Source organism: Gemmatimonadota bacterium (assembly GCA_039715185.1).
Taxonomy (GTDB): Bacteria; Gemmatimonadota; Gemmatimonadetes; order Longimicrobiales; family RSA9; genus DATHRK01.
The window spans coordinates 1-18779 of sequence record JBDLIA010000065.1; the positions used below are offsets into that span (position 1 = coordinate 1).

Sequence of the window (18779 nt, forward strand, 5' to 3'; positions counted from 1 at the left end):
CCGCACATGCCGTGGGCGCCACCGCCCGGCGGCGTGTACTGCGAGCACAGGTAGACGTTCGGCAGCGGGGTGACGTAGGGCCTCAGTGACGGCGTCGGGCGCATGAGGAGTTGCCGGAACGTGGGTACGCCGCCCACGACGTGTCCGCCGACGTAGGCTGGATTGTCGCGCTCGATCTGCGCCGGCCCCCTGACGCTTCGGGCCAGCACGCGCGCCTCGAAACCGGGCGCGAAGCGCTCGATCTGGGCTTCGATCGCGGCCGTAGCGTCGCCCGCGTAATAGGGCGGGACGTGGCAGTACGCCCAGGCCGTATGACGGCCCGCCGGCGCGCGCTCCGGGTCGAACAGGGACGGCTGAGCGAGCAGCACGAACGGCCGCTCGGCCGCCCGACCTTCCCAGACCGCGCGCTCCGCAGCCGCGATCTCGTCGAGCGTGCCGCCCACGTGCACCGTCCCCGCTCGCCGACAGGCCTCGGCGGCCCACGGGATGGGCGCGTCCAGGGCCCAGTCCAACTTGAAGACCGCGGGTCCGTATTCGAACGCTTCGAGCGCGCTCCGGTAGCGCTCCGGCAAGCGATTACCCGCCATGGCCACCAACTGCGCCGGCGCCAGATCCAGCAGCACCGCGTCCGCGTCCGGCAGGTCCTCCAGGGCGTCCACGCGCACGCCGGTCCTCACCTCTCCGCCGTGCGCGCGCAGCAGGGACGTGAGCGCGTCGGCGAGTCGCTGCGAGCCACCCCCGACGAACGGCCAGCCGACCGCGTGGCCGGCGGCGAGCAGCACCGTCCCGAACGCCGCCGACGGCCCATTTTCGAGCGGCAGGAAGGAGTGCGCCGCGCAGCCCGCGAAGAGCGCCCTGGCTTCCTCCTCGCGGAAGGCGTAGCGGGCCAGGGAGGCGGCCGAGCGCACCGCGTGCATGGCAAAGCGAGCCAGCAGGAGCGGAGAACGAGGAACCCCGATGGGGCCCAGCGCGTCGCGGGCGAAATCCCACCAGCGCGCCGCCAGTCCTCCGACCAGCCTGCGGTAGGCCGCGCCGTCCCGGCCGAGGCCGCTGGCGGTTTCCCCCAGCGAGCGGTGCAGCACCGTCGCCCGTCCGCCGTCCAAGGGATGCGCAAGCGGAACATCGGGGTGGACCCAGCGCAGGCCGTGCTCCTGCAGAGGCAGCGCGCTGAGCGCCGGCGACCCGACGCCCATTGGAAACACGGAGGCACACATGTCGTGCACGTAGCCGGGCTCCGTAAGCGAAGCCGATCGCAGACCGCCCCCGACCGACTCTGCCGCCTCCAGGACGGTCACACGGATGCCCCGGCGGGCGAGCTCGATGCCCGCCACCAGACCGTTGGGACCTGCGCCCACGATCACCGCCCCGGATGCGCTCACGAAAGGGGCCCTTGACAGCCGCAGATCTCGATGCTAGAAATCCAGCACCACGATGCTGGTTTTCTAGCACACAGGTCGAAGGCGAAACAGAATGATCGCACGGAACGAATCCTATCTGGGGGACCTGAGCCGGCGCGAGCGGCAGATCATGGACGCGCTCTTCCAGCGAGGCGAGGCCTCGGTGGCGGAGGTGCGCGATGACCTGGCCGATCCGCCCAGCTATTCCGCCGTGCGCGCCACGCTTGCCGTGCTGGAAAAGAAGGGGCGGGTGCGCCACCGCGACGACGCGGGGCGGTACCTGTACGCGCCCGTCGTCGCACCCGAACGGGCCCGCAACGCAGCGCTGAAGCACGTGGTACGGACATTCTTCGACGGCTCGCCGGCGGAGGCAGCGGTGGCGCTGTTGCGCATGTCGGATACAGGATTGAGCCCAACGACCCTTGACGAGCTTGCGGCGGCCATCGGGCGCGCCGAGCACGAAGGCAGGTAGAACATGAATGGCTTTCCGCTCTTTGGCCTGGACCAGGACGTCTTCCTGGGGCTGCTCGTCGATGTGACGGTGCGCGGGTCTCTGCTGCTCCTGCTGATCGCCGGCCTCACGCGTCTGCTGCGCGATCGCTCCGCGGCCGTCCGACACGCGGCCTGGACGGCGGGCATAGTCGCTTTTCTGGCCCTGCCGCTGCTGTCTACCAACCTGCCGTGGAGACTGAAGGTCCTGCCGCTGACGGCCGGGGCGCCGGCGGCTCAGGGCGCTCAGCCCGCGCTCGACGCCGCACCACCCGCCGTGCAGACGACCGGTGACGCCAGGCCGGAGCTTGCTCGCGACGCGCGGTCCGAAGTGGACCCGGGCGCAATGGCCGGCGCAGCGGCCGCCGGGTCGGGCGACCGGCTCCAGGCCGAGCGCGCCACCGAAGACGGAGTCGCGGCCGAGCCGGTGGGCGCGGTGGCGGGCGCCCGGAGCGCGCTCGCCGCGCTGGGGCTGAAGCGGGCCCTGCTGCTCCTGTGGGCGACCGGTACGCTGCTGCTCGTCGCGCGACTCCTGATCGGCAGCGTGCGCGTGCGCCGGCTGGTCTCGCGGGCACGCGAGCTCACCGACGAGCCCTCCGAGCGCAGCGTATTCCACCTGGCGCGCCGGCTGGGCATAGGCAGCTACGTGCGGCTGGTTCACAGCGACGAGATTTCGATGCCCATCACCACGGGCGTGGGGCGCCCCACCATCGTGCTACCCGACGGCTTCGAAGACTGGAGCGAGGACCGGCTGCGCGCGGTGATCCTGCACGAGCTCGCGCACATCCAGCGGCGCGACGTCCTGTCTCACCTGATGTCTCGGTTCGCCTGCGCGCTGCACTGGTTCAACCCCATGGCGTGGCATTCCGCCGCTCGGCTGCGCACCGAGAGCGAGCGCGCGTGTGACGACATGGTGCTGGGAGCCGGCACGCGCGCGTCCGCGTACGCCGACCACCTCCTGTCGATCCTGCGCGCTTGCTCGACGGTGCCGTCGCCGGCGACCGCGATCCCGATGGCGCGCCGGACCGAGTTCGAGGGACGGCTCCTCGCCATCCTCGAGCCCGACGCCCGCCGCGCCGCGGCCGGGCGGGGCACGATCGTCACGCTGGCCGCCCTGGTGGCGCTGGTCGCCGTGCCGCTGGCCGCGCTGGCGCCTTCCGAGGCAGAGGCACCGGCAATAATCGGCGCGCCCGCGTCGACCGACGCGCAGCCTGATGGCTTCCCGGAAGTCGAGCGCGCCGAGTTGGACGCGGCGCCGGTGGAGCTGGAGGAAGAAGAGCGCGCGGTAGACACTGTGGAGCGCACCCTGACCGACGCCGTCGAAGGCGCCGCCGACCGCATCGAGCACCTCGGCGGAGGCGCCTCCGAGCTCGGAAACGACCTGGCGAACATCGCACGCGGAGCGGTCGACGCCATCGACGATATCCAGGACACGTTCGATCAGGAAGTGTCGGGCGGCCGCCTCGTGGCGGCGCTGACGCCGATCCTCACCGACGATGAGGACCCCCGCACGCGCACGGCCGCGGCGCTCGCGCTGGGCGACGTGGAGGACCCGCGCGCGGTCGAGGCGCTCTCCAGGGCGCTGGCCGAAGACCCCGACGAGGACGTGCGCCGGGCCGCAGCCTGGGCGCTCGGGGAGATCGAAAGCCCGCTGGGCGTACCTGCCCTGGCGCGGGCCGCCCGCACCGACGCGTCCATGTCGGTGCGCGAGATGGCGGTTTGGGCGCTGGGCGAGATAGAGCACCCCGACGCCATTCCGGCGCTCGCCGAGATCGCGACGTCGGCTGGACCGGACGACATCCGCCGCCGCGCGGTCTGGGGGCTGGGCGAGATAGAGCACCCGGACGCGATCCCGACGCTCGCCGATATCGCCACCTCGGACGCACCCGAAGAGCTGCGCCGGCTGGCGGTGTGGGGGCTGGGTGAGATAGAGCACCCGGACGCCATTCCCGCCCTTGGGCGCGTCATCAGAGATGAGCAAGACGAGCTGCGCGCCATGGCGGTTTGGGCGCTGGGCGAGATAGAGCACCCCGACGGCGTCGAGTACCTCCGCGCGCCCCTGTCGGATCCCGACCCGGCGATGCGCCGGCGCGCGGTGTGGGCGTTGGGCGAAATCGAGAGCGAAAGGGGCGTGGACGTCGTAGCGGAAGCCCTTTCGGACAGCGACGCCTCCGTGCGCGCCACGGCCGTGTGGGCGCTGGGTGAGATCGAAAGCGGGCGGGCGGTGCCGCACCTCACTCCTCTCCTGCGCGATGCGGACAACGCGGTCCGCCTGCGCGCCGCGTGGGCACTGGGCGAGATCGAGAGCGGCGCGGCCGTGGAAGCGCTCTCCGCGGCGGCCGTGGACACCGACCTGAGGGTTCGCCAGGTAGTCGTCTGGGCGCTGGCCGAGATCGAGTCTCCGCGCGGCGTCCCGGCGCTGCGCAGGGCGTTGGCCGACGACGATCGGCAGGTCCGCTTCATGGCCCTGCGCGGCCTCGCGGACATAGAGACGCCCGACGCCATGGAGGGAATCATCGACGCCCTGGAGTCGGGGGACGCCGACATGCGCCGCGCCGCCACCGCCGCGCTCGGCGGAGGAAACGGGTATGACTGGGATGACAGCTACTTCGACTTCGATTGGGACGACGTCTTCGGGGACCTGATGGACTGGGATCACTGGGACGACGACTGGTACAGCTGGTCCGACGACCCGGATCCCGACCCCGATCCCGACTTCTGAGTCGAGGAGGCGACGATGACTGCTTTCTCAGCCGGATCGACGGCGGGCGGCTTGGGCCTGCTGATGGCCTTTGCTTGGTCCGCGCTGGGCGGCGGGCCCAACGGGGCGGACGCCGTACCGCCGGCCACCCCCGACCTGCCGCGGGCGGCGTCGGCCGCGCCGCAGGGTCTCCTCGGCGGATCGCGGCTGTCGATAAGACGGAACCCCGCGGGGACGAGACAGGGCGCGGACCCGGTGGCGCTGCAGGAGCTGCTGAGGGCCGTGGAGGGAGTGCCCCCCATAGCGTGCGAGCTCGCCGCGGGCGGCGTGCACGGTTTCTGGCCCGGCCGACGGTCGCGCGCGCTGCTGGCGCCGGACCCGGGAGCCGCCGCGCGCCTGGAAGCCGGATTGGACGCCGCCGATACGTCGGAGGGCGCGCGCATCCTCGTGGACGCTCTGTTCAACGGCGCGGGCTGCCGCGCCCGGGTGGCGCTCGGCCTGCTCGACCGCGCCGAGCCGGCGCACGCGGCGCCTTTGCTGCGCCCCGCGCTCGGGGACGCCTCTCCGGACAGGCGCAGGCGGGCAGCCCTGGGACTGGGCGCGCTCGAAAGCCGGGCGGATCGACGGCCGCTCGAGGGGCTGCTTGGTGACGCGGTCGCGGACGTGCGGATAGCCGCCGCGTGGGCGCTGGGCGAGCTGGAGGACCCGGCGGCGATACCGGCGTTGTCGCGGGCGCTGGCCAGTGACGCCGACGCCCAGGTACGCGGCGCCGCGGCGCGCGCGCTGGGGGAAATCTCGGGCTAGGCGTCGGGCCCGGGCCCTTGACGGGGTCCGGGCCTTGTCGGCCCCCCGATCAGGGCGCAGGGTCCAGAGGTTCCAACGCTTCCAGCAGGAGTCTCAAGACCGCAGCGTCCGCCGTGCCCGCGGCGGTAACGCGGAGTCCGTCTCGCGTCACCACGGGAAGCGCGGCCCGCTCGCCTCCCAGGGCAAAGTCGTCGTCGCGAGGGGCCATCGAGTCGCCCGTGCTCGATCTGAACTGGGCGTCACCTGCCGCCGCGCCGCCGACGGCCCACTCGTAGAGGTCGATCAACGCGCCGTCTTCCAAGCGCTGAGTCACGCGCAGGGTCTTGCCCCCGCTCCCCCATGACAGCGCGATGGTTTCGGCCCCGCGCACGCCCAAGGGTGCGCTCCCGAGCAGCTCTCGCGCCTCCAACCGGTCGACGTCCCGCCATTGCGCGCTCGCCTCGGCAAGCTGCGGCATCGTCTCGCCCTCCACATGCACCCTCAGGTCCGCTCGGCGGTCGATCACGACGGTGTCCGCCGCGAACAGCCTGCGGCCCAGCGAGTCGACGACCCCGGCCGTGTCGGCTAGGCCTTGCCGCGGGCCTGCCTCTATTATGAGTTGCTCCAGCGGGACCGCGGCGCTGTCGGTACTCTTGGCGAGCCCGTCCCCCTCCGCCCGCTCGAAGCTCTCGTCGGCGCGCGCGCCGCTCAGGTCGGCTTCGCGCTGGGCCTCGGCGGGCGCCGCGCGCGCCGCATCCCGAAGCTCGGCGGGTCCGTCCCGGTCCGGCGCCGGCGCCGACTCCAGCACGGCGCGCTGTCGCTGACCGGGGGCGGCGCCCGCGGTGTCCTCGGTGCGGTCCTCGGCGGCGCGAGCTTCGTTGGCAGCGGCGGCAGCTGGCGCCGTCCCCACCGGACGGTCCTCTGGCGTCTCCGGACCTTCTTCCGCGTCCAGGAGATCGACCTCCGACGCGGGCGCGCCCGCGGCCGCCTCCGCGTCGATGAACGTGTCGTCGGTGCCCCGAGCCTCGAACGGTTCCACGCCCAGGAACGCGTGGGACCACCAGCCGACTCCCAGCGCGAGCACGACGCTGGCCGCCCACGCCAGACGGCGTCCGGCGGGCAGCCAGCGGAACCCCAGGGACGGTGTCGCTCGGTCGCCCTCGAGCCCGGACGGTTCGCCGCCGCCACCACCACCGGCTGCGCCCGCCTCGCTCGGACCCGCGCGCTGCAGGATTTCCTCCCAGGGCGGGGGCGCGGCCACCGAGGGCGGCAGCGCGGCGCCCAGGAGCGCGCTCGCGCCCTCGCGCACCTCCCGCTCGGCCTGCAGGCGCGCGCTACAGTCGGCGCAGGCCTCCAGGTGCCGCTCGAGGTCACGCGCGGCGGCGGGGTCCTCCGCGTGGAGCGCCCCGTCCAGGTACGCGTGCAGCCGCCCCTCATCCGCGTGCGGCATCTCTTCCCTCCTCGGTCTCCTGATACGCCTCGAGCAGGCGCCTGCGGGCCCGCGACAGCGTGGTGCCGACGGACCCCTTCGACAGCCCGCTGCGGGTCGCGATCTCCCCGTAGTCCAGCCCGGCCTGGTGCAGCAGCAGGACCTCGCGGTCCCGATCCTTCAGCGCGTCCAGCGCCACGCGCACCCGGCGAGACTGTTCCTCGCGCTCCATGTCGCCGAGCACATCCCGGGCGGGCTCGGCGGCCGGCGCCTGAGCTTCGAGCAACATCAAGTGCCTGCGCCGCCTGACCGCCCCGCGCGCCTCGTCGCGGGCCAGATTCGCGGCGATGGTGAAGAGCCACGAGCGGGGGCTGTCCGGTTGGGTGTGCAAAGCACGCACGAACGCCTCCTGGGCGAGGTCCCGCGCGCGCTCCTCGTCCCACACCTTGTGGTAGAGGTAGCCCACGAGATCGCTCCACGATTCCCGGTAGACGGCTTCCCAGTCGACGGCCATGGCTCTGGGTACACCCGGTTCCGTCGGGCGGTCGCCGGTTCGCCGCGGCGAACGGAGACGCCCGCTTCCAACCTCAGGGACGATGGACGGGTCCACAGTTGCACAGGTCGCCGGACGCGGAAAGGAAAGGATCCCCCGCGTCAGGCCCGCTTCGTTGTTCCCGGGCCGGCGTCATCCCACTATTCGCACGGTTCGAACCACCAATAGGAGGCATCCGTGACGCCACTCACCAGGATCCCCGGGGGCGCGCTCGCCGCCGTCGGCGCCATTCTTCTCCCCGTTTCCGCCTGCGCCCAGGCGGGCGCCGACGCTTCGCTCCCGCCGTCCAGCGCGGACTTCGCGTTCGTGGGAGTCAGCGTCGTGCCGATGTCGTCCGAAGAAGTCCAGGAGGATCGGACCGTGCTTGTGGAGGACGGGCGCATCGCCTGGATCGGCGGGGCAGACGCGGAGGTCCCGTCGGGCGCAGAGGTCGTGGACGCGGCGGGGATGTACCTCATGCCCGGTCTGTCCGAGATGCACGCGCACGTGCCGCCGCAGGCGGACCAGGGCGAGTTCACGGACCAGATCCTGTTCCTGTTTCTGGCCAACGGGGTGACGACCATCCGGGGGATGCTGGGCGCCCCCCACCACCTGACGCTACGAGACGATCTGAACAACGGCCGCAAGCTGGGTCCGCGTCTGGTCACGACCGGTCCCTCGTTGAACGGCAACAGCATTCCGACCCCGGCGTCGGCGCGCGCGGCGGTGGAGTCGCAGGCGGAAGCTGGCTACGACCTGATGAAGATCCACCCCGGCATCACGCGCGAGACGTTCGACACCCTGGCCGCGACCGCCCAGAGGCTGGACATGCGCTTCGCAGGGCACGTTCCGGCGGACGTAGGCGTGCACCGCTTCATGGAGCTGGAGGGCTGGACGATCGACCACCTGGACGGCTACGTGAACGCGTTGCTCGGAGAGGGGGCGCCGCAGCCGCAGTTTTTCGGCATCAATGCCATCGACCACGTGGTCGAGGACGGCGTCGCCGAGCTGGTGCGGCTCACGGCAGAGGCGGGCATGGCGCAGGTGCCGACGCAGAGCCTGTTCGAGGACCTGCTCCTCGGTGGCAGCGTGGATGAGCTCTACGCGCGCGACGACGTGCGCTACGTCCCGCCGCAGGTGCGCGCCAACTGGGGCCAGGCCGTCGACAACGTTCGCGCGCTGACGGACGCGGACGGAGGCCGGCGGTTCGTGGACCTGCGTCGCCGGCTGATCAAGGAGCTGCACGACGCGGGCGTGACGCTGCTGCTGGGTTCGGATGCGCCGCAGATCTTCAACGTTCCGGGGTTCTCGATGCACGAAGAGCTCGAAACGCTGGTGGCGTCGGGCTTGACGCCGTACCAGGCGCTGCGCACCGGTACCGTCAACGTAGCCCGGCACCTGGGCGCGGACGATCGCGGTACCGTGGCCGAGGGGCAGGCCGCGGACCTGATTTTGCTGGAAGCGAATCCGTTGGAAAGCGTGGCCAACGTCCGCCGGATCGCCGGCGTAATGGTACAGGGACGCTGGCTCAGCGCCGAAGAAATAGCGGCGGGGTTGGACGAGATCGCGGAGGCGAACAGATCGGCGACACCGGAAGCCCCCTGACGCAGCCGGACCGGCCGTGATCGATCCAGGCGGCCGGTCCCACCCCCTCTCGGGAGGTGCCGATGAGGCGCCGGCGGGCGTCCCCGGCGACGGGCCTCGCCGCCCTCCCCCCTTTGCGCGCGGGCGCTCGCGCTGGGTCGGGCTTCTCGCCGCGGTCGCGCTCACGGCGATCGCCGTCGTGCTCGTCTTGCGGGCCATGCGTATGCTCCGGCCAACGAGCGAAGAGATTCGCGGCGCTGTCTACGCGGCCATCCAGCGAGAGAGCGCGGAGACGTTCCTGGTGACCGGGTTCGTGGACCTGACGGCGACCACCACCGTGCGCAACACCAAGCGACTGTTGCCGGGCATCATCGGACTGAACCTCGGTACCACGAGCGCGACCGTGCGCATGCCGGGCCGCGTGTCGTACGGCGTGGATCTGGCCGGCTTCCGGCTCGAGCACATCCGGATAGGACCCGACACCTCCGTCACGGTGACGGTCTCACCTCCGGCCGTGTGGGCGATCGAACCCGTGCTCGAGGACATGGAGGTGGAGACCGACGTGGGTTGGGCCCGACTCTACTCGCGCAGCGGCCGCCAGGTGGAGCAGGAGGCCATTCGGCTCATGGAGACCGCGCTACGCGCCCAGGGCGAAGCGCACCTGCGGGATTCGGATCAGCCCCGTCGCAACACGGCTCGGGCCGTGCAGGGGATCCTCGGACCTACGCTCGCCGCGGCGGGAGTGCACGCCCCGCGCATCGTAGTACTATTCAGCGACAGACCGTCCATTCCAACGGAGGTCATAGAATGAGCATTCTTGTTCGTGTCTTGCTCGCTGCACTAGGCATGGCGGTCATCTTCATCGGGGTCGTGACCAGCGACGACCCGCAGACGCAGCTCGCCCTGGTGATAATCGGGGTGATCCTGATACAGGGCGGCGTGTGGACGCTGGCGCACCGCATCCTGGGCCCTCGCCGGCGGTACCACGCTCTCCGCGCCGAGGTGGGCGACTTCCTCGGTCTGGTACGGGACCTGAATCAGGCGGCCGTCAGCGCGGGCGCTTCAGAGGAGACCGACCCGCGAGAGGCGATTCTGCGGGAAATGCAGGCGCGGCTCGAGCGAATGGTCGCGGTCGCCGGCAAACCGACATAGACAAGGCCCCGCGAGCAGCGCCCGCGGGGCCTTCCATGTTGCCGCGACGGCGCTCGGCCTGGCCGGCCGCGCGCGGGTCGAAGCCTGCTACTCCTCGACCACGCCCGACACGCTCACGTCGACGATGGCGTCCCCGCTCTCGCCGAGCGACACGCCTACCGGTAGGGCAGCGCCGGTCGCCGCCGACCCGCCGTCCACCTCCACGTCGGCGAGCGCGGTTAGATCGAACCCCGTCGCGCTCACGTCGACCGTGTAGTCGCCGGGCACCACCAGAGCGAACACCGCGCTGCCGGTGAGCGCACCATCGCCATCCTGGACGACGGCCATGGACTCGCCGCTCAGCGAAGCGCTCATCGCCGCGAACACATCGTTGGCCGAGAGCCCGCCCAGGCCCGCGCCATTCAGCACCACGTTGACCGTCACCGACGCGGCCAGGTGGAACTCGCTCGCCTTGATGCTCGGGTGCGCCACCCAGCGGTCGTTGTTGCCGGCCGCGTGGCCGAAGCTCTCGGAGACGTCGAAGTCCATCAGGACGATGTGCGTGCCGCCATCGACCTCGAAATTGCCGCCGGGCAGCTTCACCTTGAGCCCCGTCTGCATGAAGCTCGGGGTCTGCAGGAAGCCGAGTTCGTCGCTCGGGCCGCACGCGTCGAAACCGGGCGTCGCGAAGCTTGCGTCGGCCATCTCGTCGCCTGTCTGATCCACCTCGATGCACATGCCGGTGAAGATGATGCGCACCTGTGTGTAGTGGCCCGACGGGATCTCCACCTCGCCGACCAGCGTCGCGAAGCTGTTCTGCAACTCCACCACATTGCCTTCCCACGGCGTGTCCCGCAGGACGATCGCGCCGCCGGCGGCTTCCGCCCCGCCGCCCATCAGCTCGATGCGCGAGATGCCGACGTAGGCCGCGGTGACCTCGTCGCCCGCCGCGTCGGTAAGGAGGATCGAGATACGGGAGGCGTCGGCCCCGGACGGGTCGTCGCAGGCCGCCGCGCCGGCAACCACGAACAGCCCGGTGAGCAGGCCTCTTACGGACTTGGGAAACATGAATCCTCTACGAGTTGAAACCCCGCACACGGCCCTCGGTGGCCCTGCCACCCAACCGCGGGCCGGCGCGCTCAAGCTGCATCCAGTCCCGTTGCAGACGACCCGTGCGCGCGCGAGGTCACATCCTCCTGGGGATACGCCCCAGCGGATAAGACCCTGGACCTCACGTGATTCGCGCTGCATCCTACCCGCAGAGACCTGGCCACCCGCCAACCGGCCGATCCCCGCGGCCGGAGGCGTCGGAACGCCCCGTCTCCAGATGCGCATCTGGTGCCGGAGCCGGCAACCGGCTCTCACCGATGTGACTCTTCGTTTCCCTCGATCGTCCAGCACAGCAGAGGCATGATGAACGACCGCATTCATTCGTACCTGGACGGAGAGCTTCCGCTCGAAGCGCTCACCGCTGACGAGGCCCGACTGGCCCAGCAGTTCCAGTCGACCATCGCGGTTGGGCTCGAGCAGCTCTTGCCCGCGCAGGTTCCGGATATGAGCGGCGCCGTGCTACGTGTGATCGAGCAACCGAGCCAGGCCTCCGCTCGTCCTCGTAGTGCGGTGTCCGCCATCCGGGACGCGGCGGGGTGGCTCTGGCAGCCACGACCCATGGCCGTACGCCCCGCGCTTGCGCTGGGCGGGGCCTTCCTGTTGGCGCTCGCGGTGGCATTGCCGTTCGCGCTCACCAGCGGAGGGGCCGCCAGCCCGACCGACGCCCGCGTGGCCCCCGAGCAGTCTCAGATCTTCGTGCACTTCCGCCTGGACGCCCCCGAGGCCTCGTCCGTATCCCTCGCCGGCGACTTCACCGATTGGCAGCCCAGCTACGAGTTGTACGAGACGGCGCCCGGCGTCTGGACCGTTTCCGTGCCGCTGGCGCCCGGCGTGCACGACTACGCGTTCGTCGTGGACGGACAGCGCTGGACCCCCGACCCGCTCGCCGCGACCGTTGATGACGGCTTCGGCGGCGTGAACAGTCGCCTTTCGATTCTCCCCCCGAACACGGCCCTCTAAGGCAACGCCAGGGCACGGGCCCATGGCCACGGGACGGCCGACGAACGAGGCGCCGCGGACCAGCCATCGCGCGAGGTCCGGGGCGCTCTTGCGCATCCTGGTGGTGGGGGGACTCGCGTCCGTTGGCCCGCTGGCGTCCCCCGGCGCGGCTCAGGAATCGACCCTGTCGATCGACGCGGGGCAGGCGACCTTCGATCTCGGGCAGCGCGACATAGAAACGTCGCACCTGGTTCTGGGGATCATGCACGCGCGCCCCGACCTCTGGTTCGGCGCCTCCGTTTCCCCCGCGCTGACCGCCGACGACCCCTTCTGGGGAGGCGTATGGATCGCGGCGAGCCCCGGGGTGACGCGTGATCGCTGGCGGCCCCGGCTCGACCTGGGCGGCCAGGTGTTCGGCCAGGACGACCCGTTCGGGCAAGCGTCCGGGGTCGGCGTGGGCGCGGAGGCGCTCCCGCGTCTGGGATACGCCGTCGTTCCGGAGGTGGAGCTGGGGGTTGCAGGGGGCGGTCAGGTGTACCACAGCGGGTTCGGCGAGGGCACCGAGTTCACGCGCACGGTGGGCGTGGTCGAGGGGTTTGCTGCCGTCACTCCCCGCGGCACCCCTTCCCGGATCACCGGCTCCGCTCGGCACCTGTTTGCCGAGGAAGGCGGCTATACGCTGCTCGAGCTGAGCGCGTACGCGGCGGGCGACAGGATCGCCGGCTGGGCCTCGGCCGGAACCTGGCTCGGCGACGTTGCCGCCGGCGTGGACGACACGCCCTGGGAGGTAGGGGCTGCGGTGCGCTTCGCGGACCGAGCCTGGGTACGGGCGGGTGTGCGGCGCGAAGCCTTCGATCCGCTCTACCTCAACGACGCGCGCACCAGTTGGAGCATCGGGACCTCCATAACGCTCGGAGGCCACAAGCCGGGGTCTACTGAACTGGCCGGCGTTGAGCCGCCGGTGGTGGCCGCCTCCGGCACGCCGGAGGTTCGCCTCCGTGCCGACGGCGCGTACGACGAAGTGTCCATCGCGGGTGACTTCACGAACTGGGAGGCTCGCGCGATGACGCTCGAGGGTGAGTACTGGGTGTACCGCGCGCCGCTTCCAGAGGGCGTGTACAGCTACGCCTTCGTGGACGGGGATGGTGGGTGGTTCGTGCCCGAGGGCACGCCGGGTCGCAGGGAAGACGGAATGGGCGGGTGGGTGGCCGTCCTGATCGTGAACTAGTGTACCGTTGCAGAAGTCCCGTAGGCATTCGGCGCGCGCTGCATCCCGCGGATGCGGCGTTGGAACTCCTTGCCGTAGCCGTAGCTACGGCGCGTCGTTTCGCCTTGCCCCGCGGGCGCATCGCGCGCCTCGGTGCACACGGGACTTCCGCGCCGGCACACCTAGCGGGGCTGAAGCCGAACGCGGGGTGAGGGTGGCGAACGTCAACGAGGTGGGAGATGGCGACTTGGTCGCGCGCGTGAGGGCGGGGGACGCCGACGCCTACGGGGAGCTGATCCGTCGGCATCAACGCGGGCTGTTCCATCACGCCGCGGGCATGACCCGCGACGGTGACGCGGCACAGGACCTGGTACAGGACGCCTTCATCGTGGCGTATCGAAGGCTGGAGGAGTGCCGCGACCCCGACCGCTTCGGCTTGTGGGTGTTCCGGATACTGCGCAACCGGGCGCTGGATCACGTCAAGAACATCCGCAGAAAGTCGGTGCCGATAGAAACCGTGAACCTCGCGGCGTCCAGGGACAATCCCGGCGCGAGCGCGCAGCGATCCGAGTTGCGCGACCAGCTGGACGAGGCCCTGGGCAGACTGACCGGCGAGATGCGCGACGCGTTCCTGATGAAGCACCTGGAGGGGCGCAGCTACGAAGAGATGGCCGAGCTGGCAGAGGCTTCCGTCAGCGCCATGAAGATGCGCGTGCACCGGGCGCGCGAGGCGCTACGCGAGGAGCTCCGAGCGATGGGGGTGGACGATGATGTCTAGAGTCGGATGTGACCAAACGATTCGTCAATACGTCTCTACCGCGAACTCCAGAAGCGTGCGGAGGTCTGGTATAAGCTGGGTGCGTAGTGATATGAGACAACTTACTATCCTTGCCCTCGCCGCGGTGCTGGCTGCGGGTACCCCCGCGGTCCTGGTTGGTCAGGACCCGGAGGACCGCGTCGCCGCCGCGCTGCAGCAGGCCGCCGAGGCGGGCGTGCCACTGTCGCTGCTCGAGAGCAAGATTGCCGAGGGGCGCGCCAAGGGCGTGCCGATGGCTCGGATTGCCACGGCCGTGGAGCAGCGCCTCGGCGCTCTCCAGCAGGCGCAGGCGCTCATGCAGGTTGGCGACGATCCCGCGCAGAACGTCTCCGACGGAGACCTCTCGCTGGGCGCGGACGCGCTCCTGGCGGGCGTAGACGGTCAGGCCGTCTCGGACGTGGCGCGAAACGCCCCGCGCGAGCGGCTCGGGGTTGCCATGGCGGTGCTGACGCAACTGGTGCAGATGGGCGTAGCGTCGCAGACAGCGCTGGACCGGGTCACGGCGGCGCTCGAGCTCGGGCCGGGTGAGCTGATGGCGTTGCCCGCGCAGGCCCAGGGTCAGCGAGCCCAAGGGCGCGACGGCCAGCGCGGCCCGCCGGCCGGGGTGCCGACGCCCGGCGCTGCACCGCAGGAGCCGCCGGGAAAATCGGGTAACCCGCCTGGGCGGCGCCGCAACAACTGACCAGGTCTCCCCGACCGACCACGAACGCCCCGCGACCTACCGAGGTCGCGGGGCGTTTCGCATCTACAGATCCCCCGCCCGGCGGCGACCCGTGCGCGGGCATGTGACGCCGGGGGCCCGCCGATCGTCCGTGAGGTAACGTCCCGCTCTCCCCGGGACAGCATGGCGGAGGTAGCAGTATGCGGGTGCGTGTGCGGAAGTGGACGGGAAGCATGATCGCTGCCAGCCTCGTGATGGGCGCCGCGGCGTGCGGGGACGACGGATCGGACCCCATCGCGGTTCCCCCTCAGTTGGTTTCTGTTTCTCCCTTGGTCGGCACGTCCGGAACCGAGGTTCGGATCGACGGCCAGGGCTTCGACGCGACCGATGTCAGCGTCTTCTTCGACGACATCCAGTCCCCGAGGGTCGCGCTGGAGGGCGGCGCGGTGTTCGCTCTGGCGCCCGCCGGACTGACGCTTGGGACGACCTACGACATCCGCGTGGTCAACCGCGGCACGGGTTCGGCGGTGCTGGACAGCGTGTTCACGGTCGTCGCGCCGGAGGCGTTCCGGATCAACGGTGTCTCGCGCCCGACCGGCCTGCGTGGCATGACCGTGATCATCGAGGGCGCGTCGTTCGGCGACAGCCTGGACCTGGCGCAGGGATCGGTGCTCTTCCGGGCGGGCGATGGTAGCGCGGTGGCGGCGCCCATCCTCGACCAGAACCAGGACTGGAACGATTCGTTCATAGTGACGCAGGTGCCGCAGACCACCGCCGACACGTCGCTGGTCTGGGTGGAGACCGCCACCGGCGCGAGCGACTCCATCGAATTCCGAATCATCCAGAGCGGCGTTTTCAGCCCGAGCCTGATCAACTGGACGCAGACGACGGCGCTGCCGCAGCCGCTCCAGGGCCTGGGGGCCGTGTTCGTCCCGATCGAGGACGGCGCGATGCCGGCCAATCACATCTTCACGGTGGGCGGCGCAGACACGCTCAACGTGGCCACCACCTCGGTGTACACGGCGACCGTCCAGGAATCCGGCGCGCTGACCGGCGGCTGGAACATGGCCACGCCGCTCCCCCAGGCGCGCGCGTACCACACGCTTGCGGCGGCGACGGCGTTCACGGCCGCGCTGGACACGACGACCACCGGCGGGATCCTGTACGCCATAGGTGGCGTGGATGACGCCGGGGCGACCTCGGCCGATGTCTGGATGGCGCAGATCGGGCTGGACGGATCGCTCGGTTCGTGGGTGCCGGCATCGACCCTGCCCCAGCCGCTGCATTCCGCGTCCGCTTCGTTGTTCCGCGGCTTTCTCTACCTGACCGGAGGCGCAGACTCGCTGCACGCGGCGACCGGCGTCGTGTATCGCGCTGCCATCGCCGAGGACGGTTCGCTGGGGGCGTGGGAGTCGATCGGGACGCTTCCGGGGCCGCGCGCCTACCACGCGCAGATCGGCTTCGGCCCGTTCCTGCACGTCATCGGCGGCGACGCCGGCACGACCGACCCGGTCACCGCCGGCTTGACGGGGTCGGAAACCTCCGCGGTGCATTTCGCGCGCATAAGCGTGCGCACGGGCGACCTGTCGGGGGGCTGGAGCGCGACCCAGTCGATGTCCAAGGCGCGCAGCAAGCACAGCGCGATCTTCGGCGGCGGTGCCCTGTTCGCGACCTCCGGAGTGTACGCGGGCCAGCCCGGCTCGAGCGAAAACACCTTCGCTTCGCTGAACAACGACGGCACAACCGATTCCTGGAACGGCGCCACGGGCTCGGAGATCATCGAGGTCGAGATCGGCATCTCGCTGTACAACCAGGCCGCGGTGACCTTCCTGGAGAGCGACGGTACCGGGCACGTGCTGGTGCTCGGTGGCGCCAGTCGTTCGGCGGAAGGCCAGGCGTCGGACGCCGTGGTGTTCTACTAGAAGCGACAGTTGCCTCGACTGGCAGGAAGAGCCCGGGGTCGCCCAGCGCGGCCCCGGGTTCTTTCGTTTCGGGCGCGGGTGCCTTGACGCGTTTCTCATGTTTATCTTGAGGCAACACACACCGGACTTGGAGCACAGGCCATGACTGTGCAGTCAGATGCCGACCGCTGGCCGGCCATCCCCTACGCTTCGTGGGGCGATACTCTTTCAACAGTTCACATGTGGACCCAGATCCTAGGCAAGATCCGGCTCGTTCACGCTCCGGTAGCGAATCACTGGTGGGACGCCGTCCTCCACGTGACCGCTCGTGGACTGACCACCACCCCGGTGCCCCATCCCGCAGGGACCTTCGACATGGAGTTCGATTTCGTCGAACACGTCCTCCGAATCAGGGCTGTCGAAGGGGGTTCGGCCGCGGTTGCACTCGAAACCGGAACGGTTGCGGCCTTCTACGCCAGCGTCATGGACGTCTTGACTTCGCTGGGCCGCCCAGTGGCGATTCGCACGAACCCCAACGAAGTGCCCGAGCCCATTCCTTTCCAGCAGAACACGGCGCCAGCCGCCTACGACGCGGAGGCCGCCGCACGGTTCTGGCGTGCGTTGGTCGAGGTCGACCGTGTGTTCAAGGCTTTCCGCGCACGCTTCACTGGCAAGTGCAGTCCCGTGCACTTCTTCTGGGGAGCCCCCGATCTGGCCGTTACGAGGTTCAGCGGACGCGTAGCGCCCGCGCACCCCGGCGGCGTCCCCGGTCTGCCGGACTGGGTGACCCGCGAGGCCTACTCGCACGAAGTGAGCAGCGCCGGATTTTGGCCTGGTTCGCCCGACATGGAGGCGGCTTTCTACTCGTATGCGTACCCGACCCCCGACGGATTCGCCCACGCCGATGTGGGCCCACCCGGGGCGTTCTGGAGCGAACAAATGGGCGAGTTCTTCCTGCCTTATGAAGTCGTGCGCTCGGCGCCGGATCCAGACGCTGCGCTGATGGAGTTCCTACAGAGCTCGTATGAGGCGGCCGCGAATCTGGGAGACTGGGACCGGGCATCACTCGAGCGGCCGACGGGGGAACTGCGTCGCCTGGAGGAGGCGGTCGCGATCGGATAGGGCGTCGAAGAGGGCCGGCGTCCCGCCTCACCGGCCCTCCTCCATGCTACCTACCGCGTCAGCACGGAATGATCGTGAGCTTCCCGGACGTGCTGGCCACGAAGATGTACGGCTTCAGCGGCAGGCCGAACGACCGGATGACCAGGTCCCAAGTCCCGTCCGCGATGCTGTCGGGCAGATCCAAGACAGTGTCCGTGTCGTAGTTCACGCACGTCAGCGCGCCGATCCCCTGCGTGGGGCTGCGACCCGTCCCCAGAAACGCCAGGTTGCCGGAGGGGCGGACCGCGATGCCTCCCATGTAGACGCGCCCCGAGCCCCCGGTCGGCAGCGCGATGGACTTCTCGAACACGAACGCCGCGCCCTGGATGCGGTACACGTGCAGCCTGGGTGCGGCCGAGGTGGCGTCCACCAGCAGCACGCGGTCCTTCTGCGGAGTGACCGCGACGCCATCGATGAAGCCGAACTCCGGTCGCGTGAGGTTGGTGACCGGGTGGGACGGATCGTCCAACTCCACCACGGCCACACCGCCGAAGCCGGTCACATCCGTGAGCGAAGCGAGCGCCACGTTGCCCTTCCCGGGCACCGTGGTCGTGACCACCGACCGCGCGAACGTGCCGGCGTTGCCGGCCAGGTTCTCATCGACGCCGGCGCCGGGGAAGAGCGCAACCTCATCCAGCGTCGCGTGATCGCTCACGCGAAAGATCGTGAGCGTGCCCTCCATGTAGTTGGCCACCACCCCGGTCTCGCCGTCCTGCGTGAAGCTCACCTGCTCGGGGAGCCAGCCGCAGTCCACCCAGCCGATGGTGTTCAGGTAGTCCCCCGACGCGGGGTTCACGTCCACGACCGCCACGAAGAAGCCGCCGTTCGAGCCGGGGCCGTAGAACGACGCGGGCACGTAGAGGCGCCGGTACTTCTGGTTCAGGCCGCCCTTGATGAACGGGGATACGACCGCCGTGGACGCGTCCAGCGGAGGCGG

The 18779-nt window shown here is 70.5% G+C and carries 17 protein-coding genes; 12 read left to right on the forward strand and 5 right to left on the reverse strand.

The features are described 5' to 3' along the window. Window positions 1-1379: NAD(P)/FAD-dependent oxidoreductase (locus ABFS34_11760; protein MEN8376116.1), on the reverse strand; the 1379-nt coding region annotated here is incomplete at its 3' end. Between the two features lie 91 nt (window positions 1380-1470). Between ABFS34_11760 and ABFS34_11765 the strand changes: the two genes are divergently transcribed. Genes ABFS34_11765 through ABFS34_11775 form a run of 3 tightly spaced genes read left to right on the forward strand, consistent with a single transcriptional unit; the run spans window position 1471 to window position 5391 of the window. Continuing rightward, entirely contained in the window at window positions 1471-1869 is a 399-nt protein-coding gene (locus ABFS34_11765) for a BlaI/MecI/CopY family transcriptional regulator (GenBank protein MEN8376117.1), read from the forward strand. 3 nt (window positions 1870-1872) lie between these two features. Further along, a complete protein-coding gene (locus ABFS34_11770; protein MEN8376118.1) occupies window positions 1873-4608 on the forward strand; it encodes a HEAT repeat domain-containing protein in 2736 nt (911 codons plus the stop codon). Between the two features lie 15 nt (window positions 4609-4623). Beyond that, window positions 4624-5391, forward strand: coding sequence for a HEAT repeat domain-containing protein (locus ABFS34_11775; protein ID MEN8376119.1), 768 nt, complete (start codon window positions 4624-4626; stop codon window positions 5389-5391). Window positions 5392-5440: 49 nt separating this feature from the next. Here ABFS34_11775 and ABFS34_11780 read toward each other — a convergent pair whose 3' ends face one another. Both ABFS34_11780 and ABFS34_11785 read right to left on the reverse strand, forming a co-directional pair. Then, window positions 5441-6820: a zf-HC2 domain-containing protein gene (locus tag ABFS34_11780; protein ID MEN8376120.1), complete on the reverse strand. Its 1380-nt coding sequence runs from the start codon at window positions 6818-6820 to the stop codon at window positions 5441-5443. Continuing rightward, on the reverse strand, window positions 6804-7313 hold the full coding sequence (locus tag ABFS34_11785) for a sigma-70 family RNA polymerase sigma factor (protein ID MEN8376121.1): 510 nt from the start codon (window positions 7311-7313) through the stop codon (window positions 6804-6806). The genes ABFS34_11780 and ABFS34_11785 overlap by 17 nt, the downstream gene beginning before the upstream one ends. A 216-nt stretch (window positions 7314-7529) precedes the next feature. Here ABFS34_11785 and ABFS34_11790 point away from each other — a divergent pair, with 216 nt between their 5' ends. The 3 genes from ABFS34_11790 to ABFS34_11800 are packed head-to-tail and all read left to right on the forward strand — an operon-like array spanning window position 7530 to window position 10067. Beyond that, window positions 7530-8936: an amidohydrolase family protein gene (locus tag ABFS34_11790; GenBank protein ID MEN8376122.1), complete on the forward strand. Its 1407-nt coding sequence runs from the start codon at window positions 7530-7532 to the stop codon at window positions 8934-8936. A 16-nt stretch (window positions 8937-8952) separates the two neighbouring features. Then, window positions 8953-9726, forward strand: coding sequence for a DUF4230 domain-containing protein (locus ABFS34_11795; GenBank protein MEN8376123.1), 774 nt, complete (start codon window positions 8953-8955; stop codon window positions 9724-9726). Beyond that, window positions 9723-10067: a hypothetical protein gene (locus tag ABFS34_11800; protein MEN8376124.1), complete on the forward strand. Its 345-nt coding sequence runs from the start codon at window positions 9723-9725 to the stop codon at window positions 10065-10067. Before ABFS34_11795 ends, ABFS34_11800 begins: the two co-directional genes overlap by 4 nt. An 87-nt stretch (window positions 10068-10154) precedes the next feature. Here the strand turns inward: ABFS34_11800 and ABFS34_11805 are convergent, their stop codons facing one another. Further along, window positions 10155-11114 carry a DUF4382 domain-containing protein gene (locus tag ABFS34_11805; GenBank protein MEN8376125.1) on the reverse strand — a complete coding sequence of 320 codons (960 nt, stop codon included), beginning with the start codon at window positions 11112-11114 and terminating at the stop codon, window positions 10155-10157. A 342-nt stretch (window positions 11115-11456) separates the two neighbouring features. Here ABFS34_11805 and ABFS34_11810 point away from each other — a divergent pair, with 342 nt between their 5' ends. The 6 genes from ABFS34_11810 (at window position 11457) to ABFS34_11835 (ending at window position 17803) form a co-directional block, all read left to right on the forward strand. After that, entirely contained in the window at window positions 11457-12116 is a 660-nt protein-coding gene (locus ABFS34_11810; GenBank protein MEN8376126.1) for a glycogen-binding domain-containing protein, read from the forward strand. A gap of 22 nt (window positions 12117-12138) precedes the next feature. Beyond that, a complete protein-coding gene (locus ABFS34_11815) occupies window positions 12139-13323 on the forward strand; it encodes a glycogen-binding domain-containing protein (GenBank protein ID MEN8376127.1) in 1185 nt (394 codons plus the stop codon). Window positions 13324-13510: 187 nt separating this feature from the next. Beyond that, window positions 13511-14080 carry a sigma-70 family RNA polymerase sigma factor gene (locus ABFS34_11820; GenBank protein ID MEN8376128.1) on the forward strand — a complete coding sequence of 190 codons (570 nt, stop codon included), beginning with the start codon at window positions 13511-13513 and terminating at the stop codon, window positions 14078-14080. Window positions 14081-14171: 91 nt separating this feature from the next. Further along, window positions 14172-14801, forward strand: a complete 630-nt coding sequence (locus ABFS34_11825) for a hypothetical protein (GenBank protein MEN8376129.1) — start codon at window positions 14172-14174, stop codon at window positions 14799-14801. Window positions 14802-15013: 212 nt separating this feature from the next. Continuing rightward, on the forward strand, window positions 15014-16702 hold the full coding sequence (locus ABFS34_11830; protein ID MEN8376130.1) for an IPT/TIG domain-containing protein: 1689 nt from the start codon (window positions 15014-15016) through the stop codon (window positions 16700-16702). A 141-nt stretch (window positions 16703-16843) separates the two neighbouring features. After that, on the forward strand, window positions 16844-17803 hold the full coding sequence (locus ABFS34_11835) for a DUF5996 family protein (protein MEN8376131.1): 960 nt from the start codon (window positions 16844-16846) through the stop codon (window positions 17801-17803). Window positions 17804-17861: 58 nt separating this feature from the next. Here the strand turns inward: ABFS34_11835 and ABFS34_11840 are convergent. Then, window positions 17862-18779: hypothetical protein (locus tag ABFS34_11840; protein MEN8376132.1), on the reverse strand; the 918-nt coding region annotated here is incomplete at its 5' end.

Excerpts from the sequence above, each read along its gene's own strand:
- ABFS34_11810 (MEN8376126.1), top strand. The coding sequence starts at position 11,457 with ATGATGAACGACCGCATTCATTCGTACCTGGACGGAGAGCTTCCGCTC.
- ABFS34_11775 (MEN8376119.1), top strand. The coding sequence starts at position 4,624 with ATGACTGCTTTCTCAGCCGGATCGACGGCGGGCGGCTTGGGCCTGCTG.
- ABFS34_11780 (MEN8376120.1), bottom strand. The coding sequence starts at position 6,820 with ATGCCGCACGCGGATGAGGGGCGGCTGCACGCGTACCTGGACGGGGCG.
- ABFS34_11825 (MEN8376129.1), top strand. The coding sequence starts at position 14,172 with ATGAGACAACTTACTATCCTTGCCCTCGCCGCGGTGCTGGCTGCGGGT.
- ABFS34_11770 (MEN8376118.1), top strand. The coding sequence starts at position 1,873 with ATGAATGGCTTTCCGCTCTTTGGCCTGGACCAGGACGTCTTCCTGGGG.
- ABFS34_11785 (MEN8376121.1), bottom strand. The coding sequence starts at position 7,313 with ATGGCCGTCGACTGGGAAGCCGTCTACCGGGAATCGTGGAGCGATCTC.
- ABFS34_11765 (MEN8376117.1), top strand. The coding sequence starts at position 1,471 with ATGATCGCACGGAACGAATCCTATCTGGGGGACCTGAGCCGGCGCGAG.
- ABFS34_11805 (MEN8376125.1), bottom strand. The coding sequence starts at position 11,114 with ATGTTTCCCAAGTCCGTAAGAGGCCTGCTCACCGGGCTGTTCGTGGTT.
- ABFS34_11815 (MEN8376127.1), top strand. The coding sequence starts at position 12,139 with ATGGCCACGGGACGGCCGACGAACGAGGCGCCGCGGACCAGCCATCGC.
- ABFS34_11835 (MEN8376131.1), top strand. The coding sequence starts at position 16,844 with ATGACTGTGCAGTCAGATGCCGACCGCTGGCCGGCCATCCCCTACGCT.
- ABFS34_11800 (MEN8376124.1), top strand. The coding sequence starts at position 9,723 with ATGAGCATTCTTGTTCGTGTCTTGCTCGCTGCACTAGGCATGGCGGTC.
- ABFS34_11830 (MEN8376130.1), top strand. The coding sequence starts at position 15,014 with ATGATCGCTGCCAGCCTCGTGATGGGCGCCGCGGCGTGCGGGGACGAC.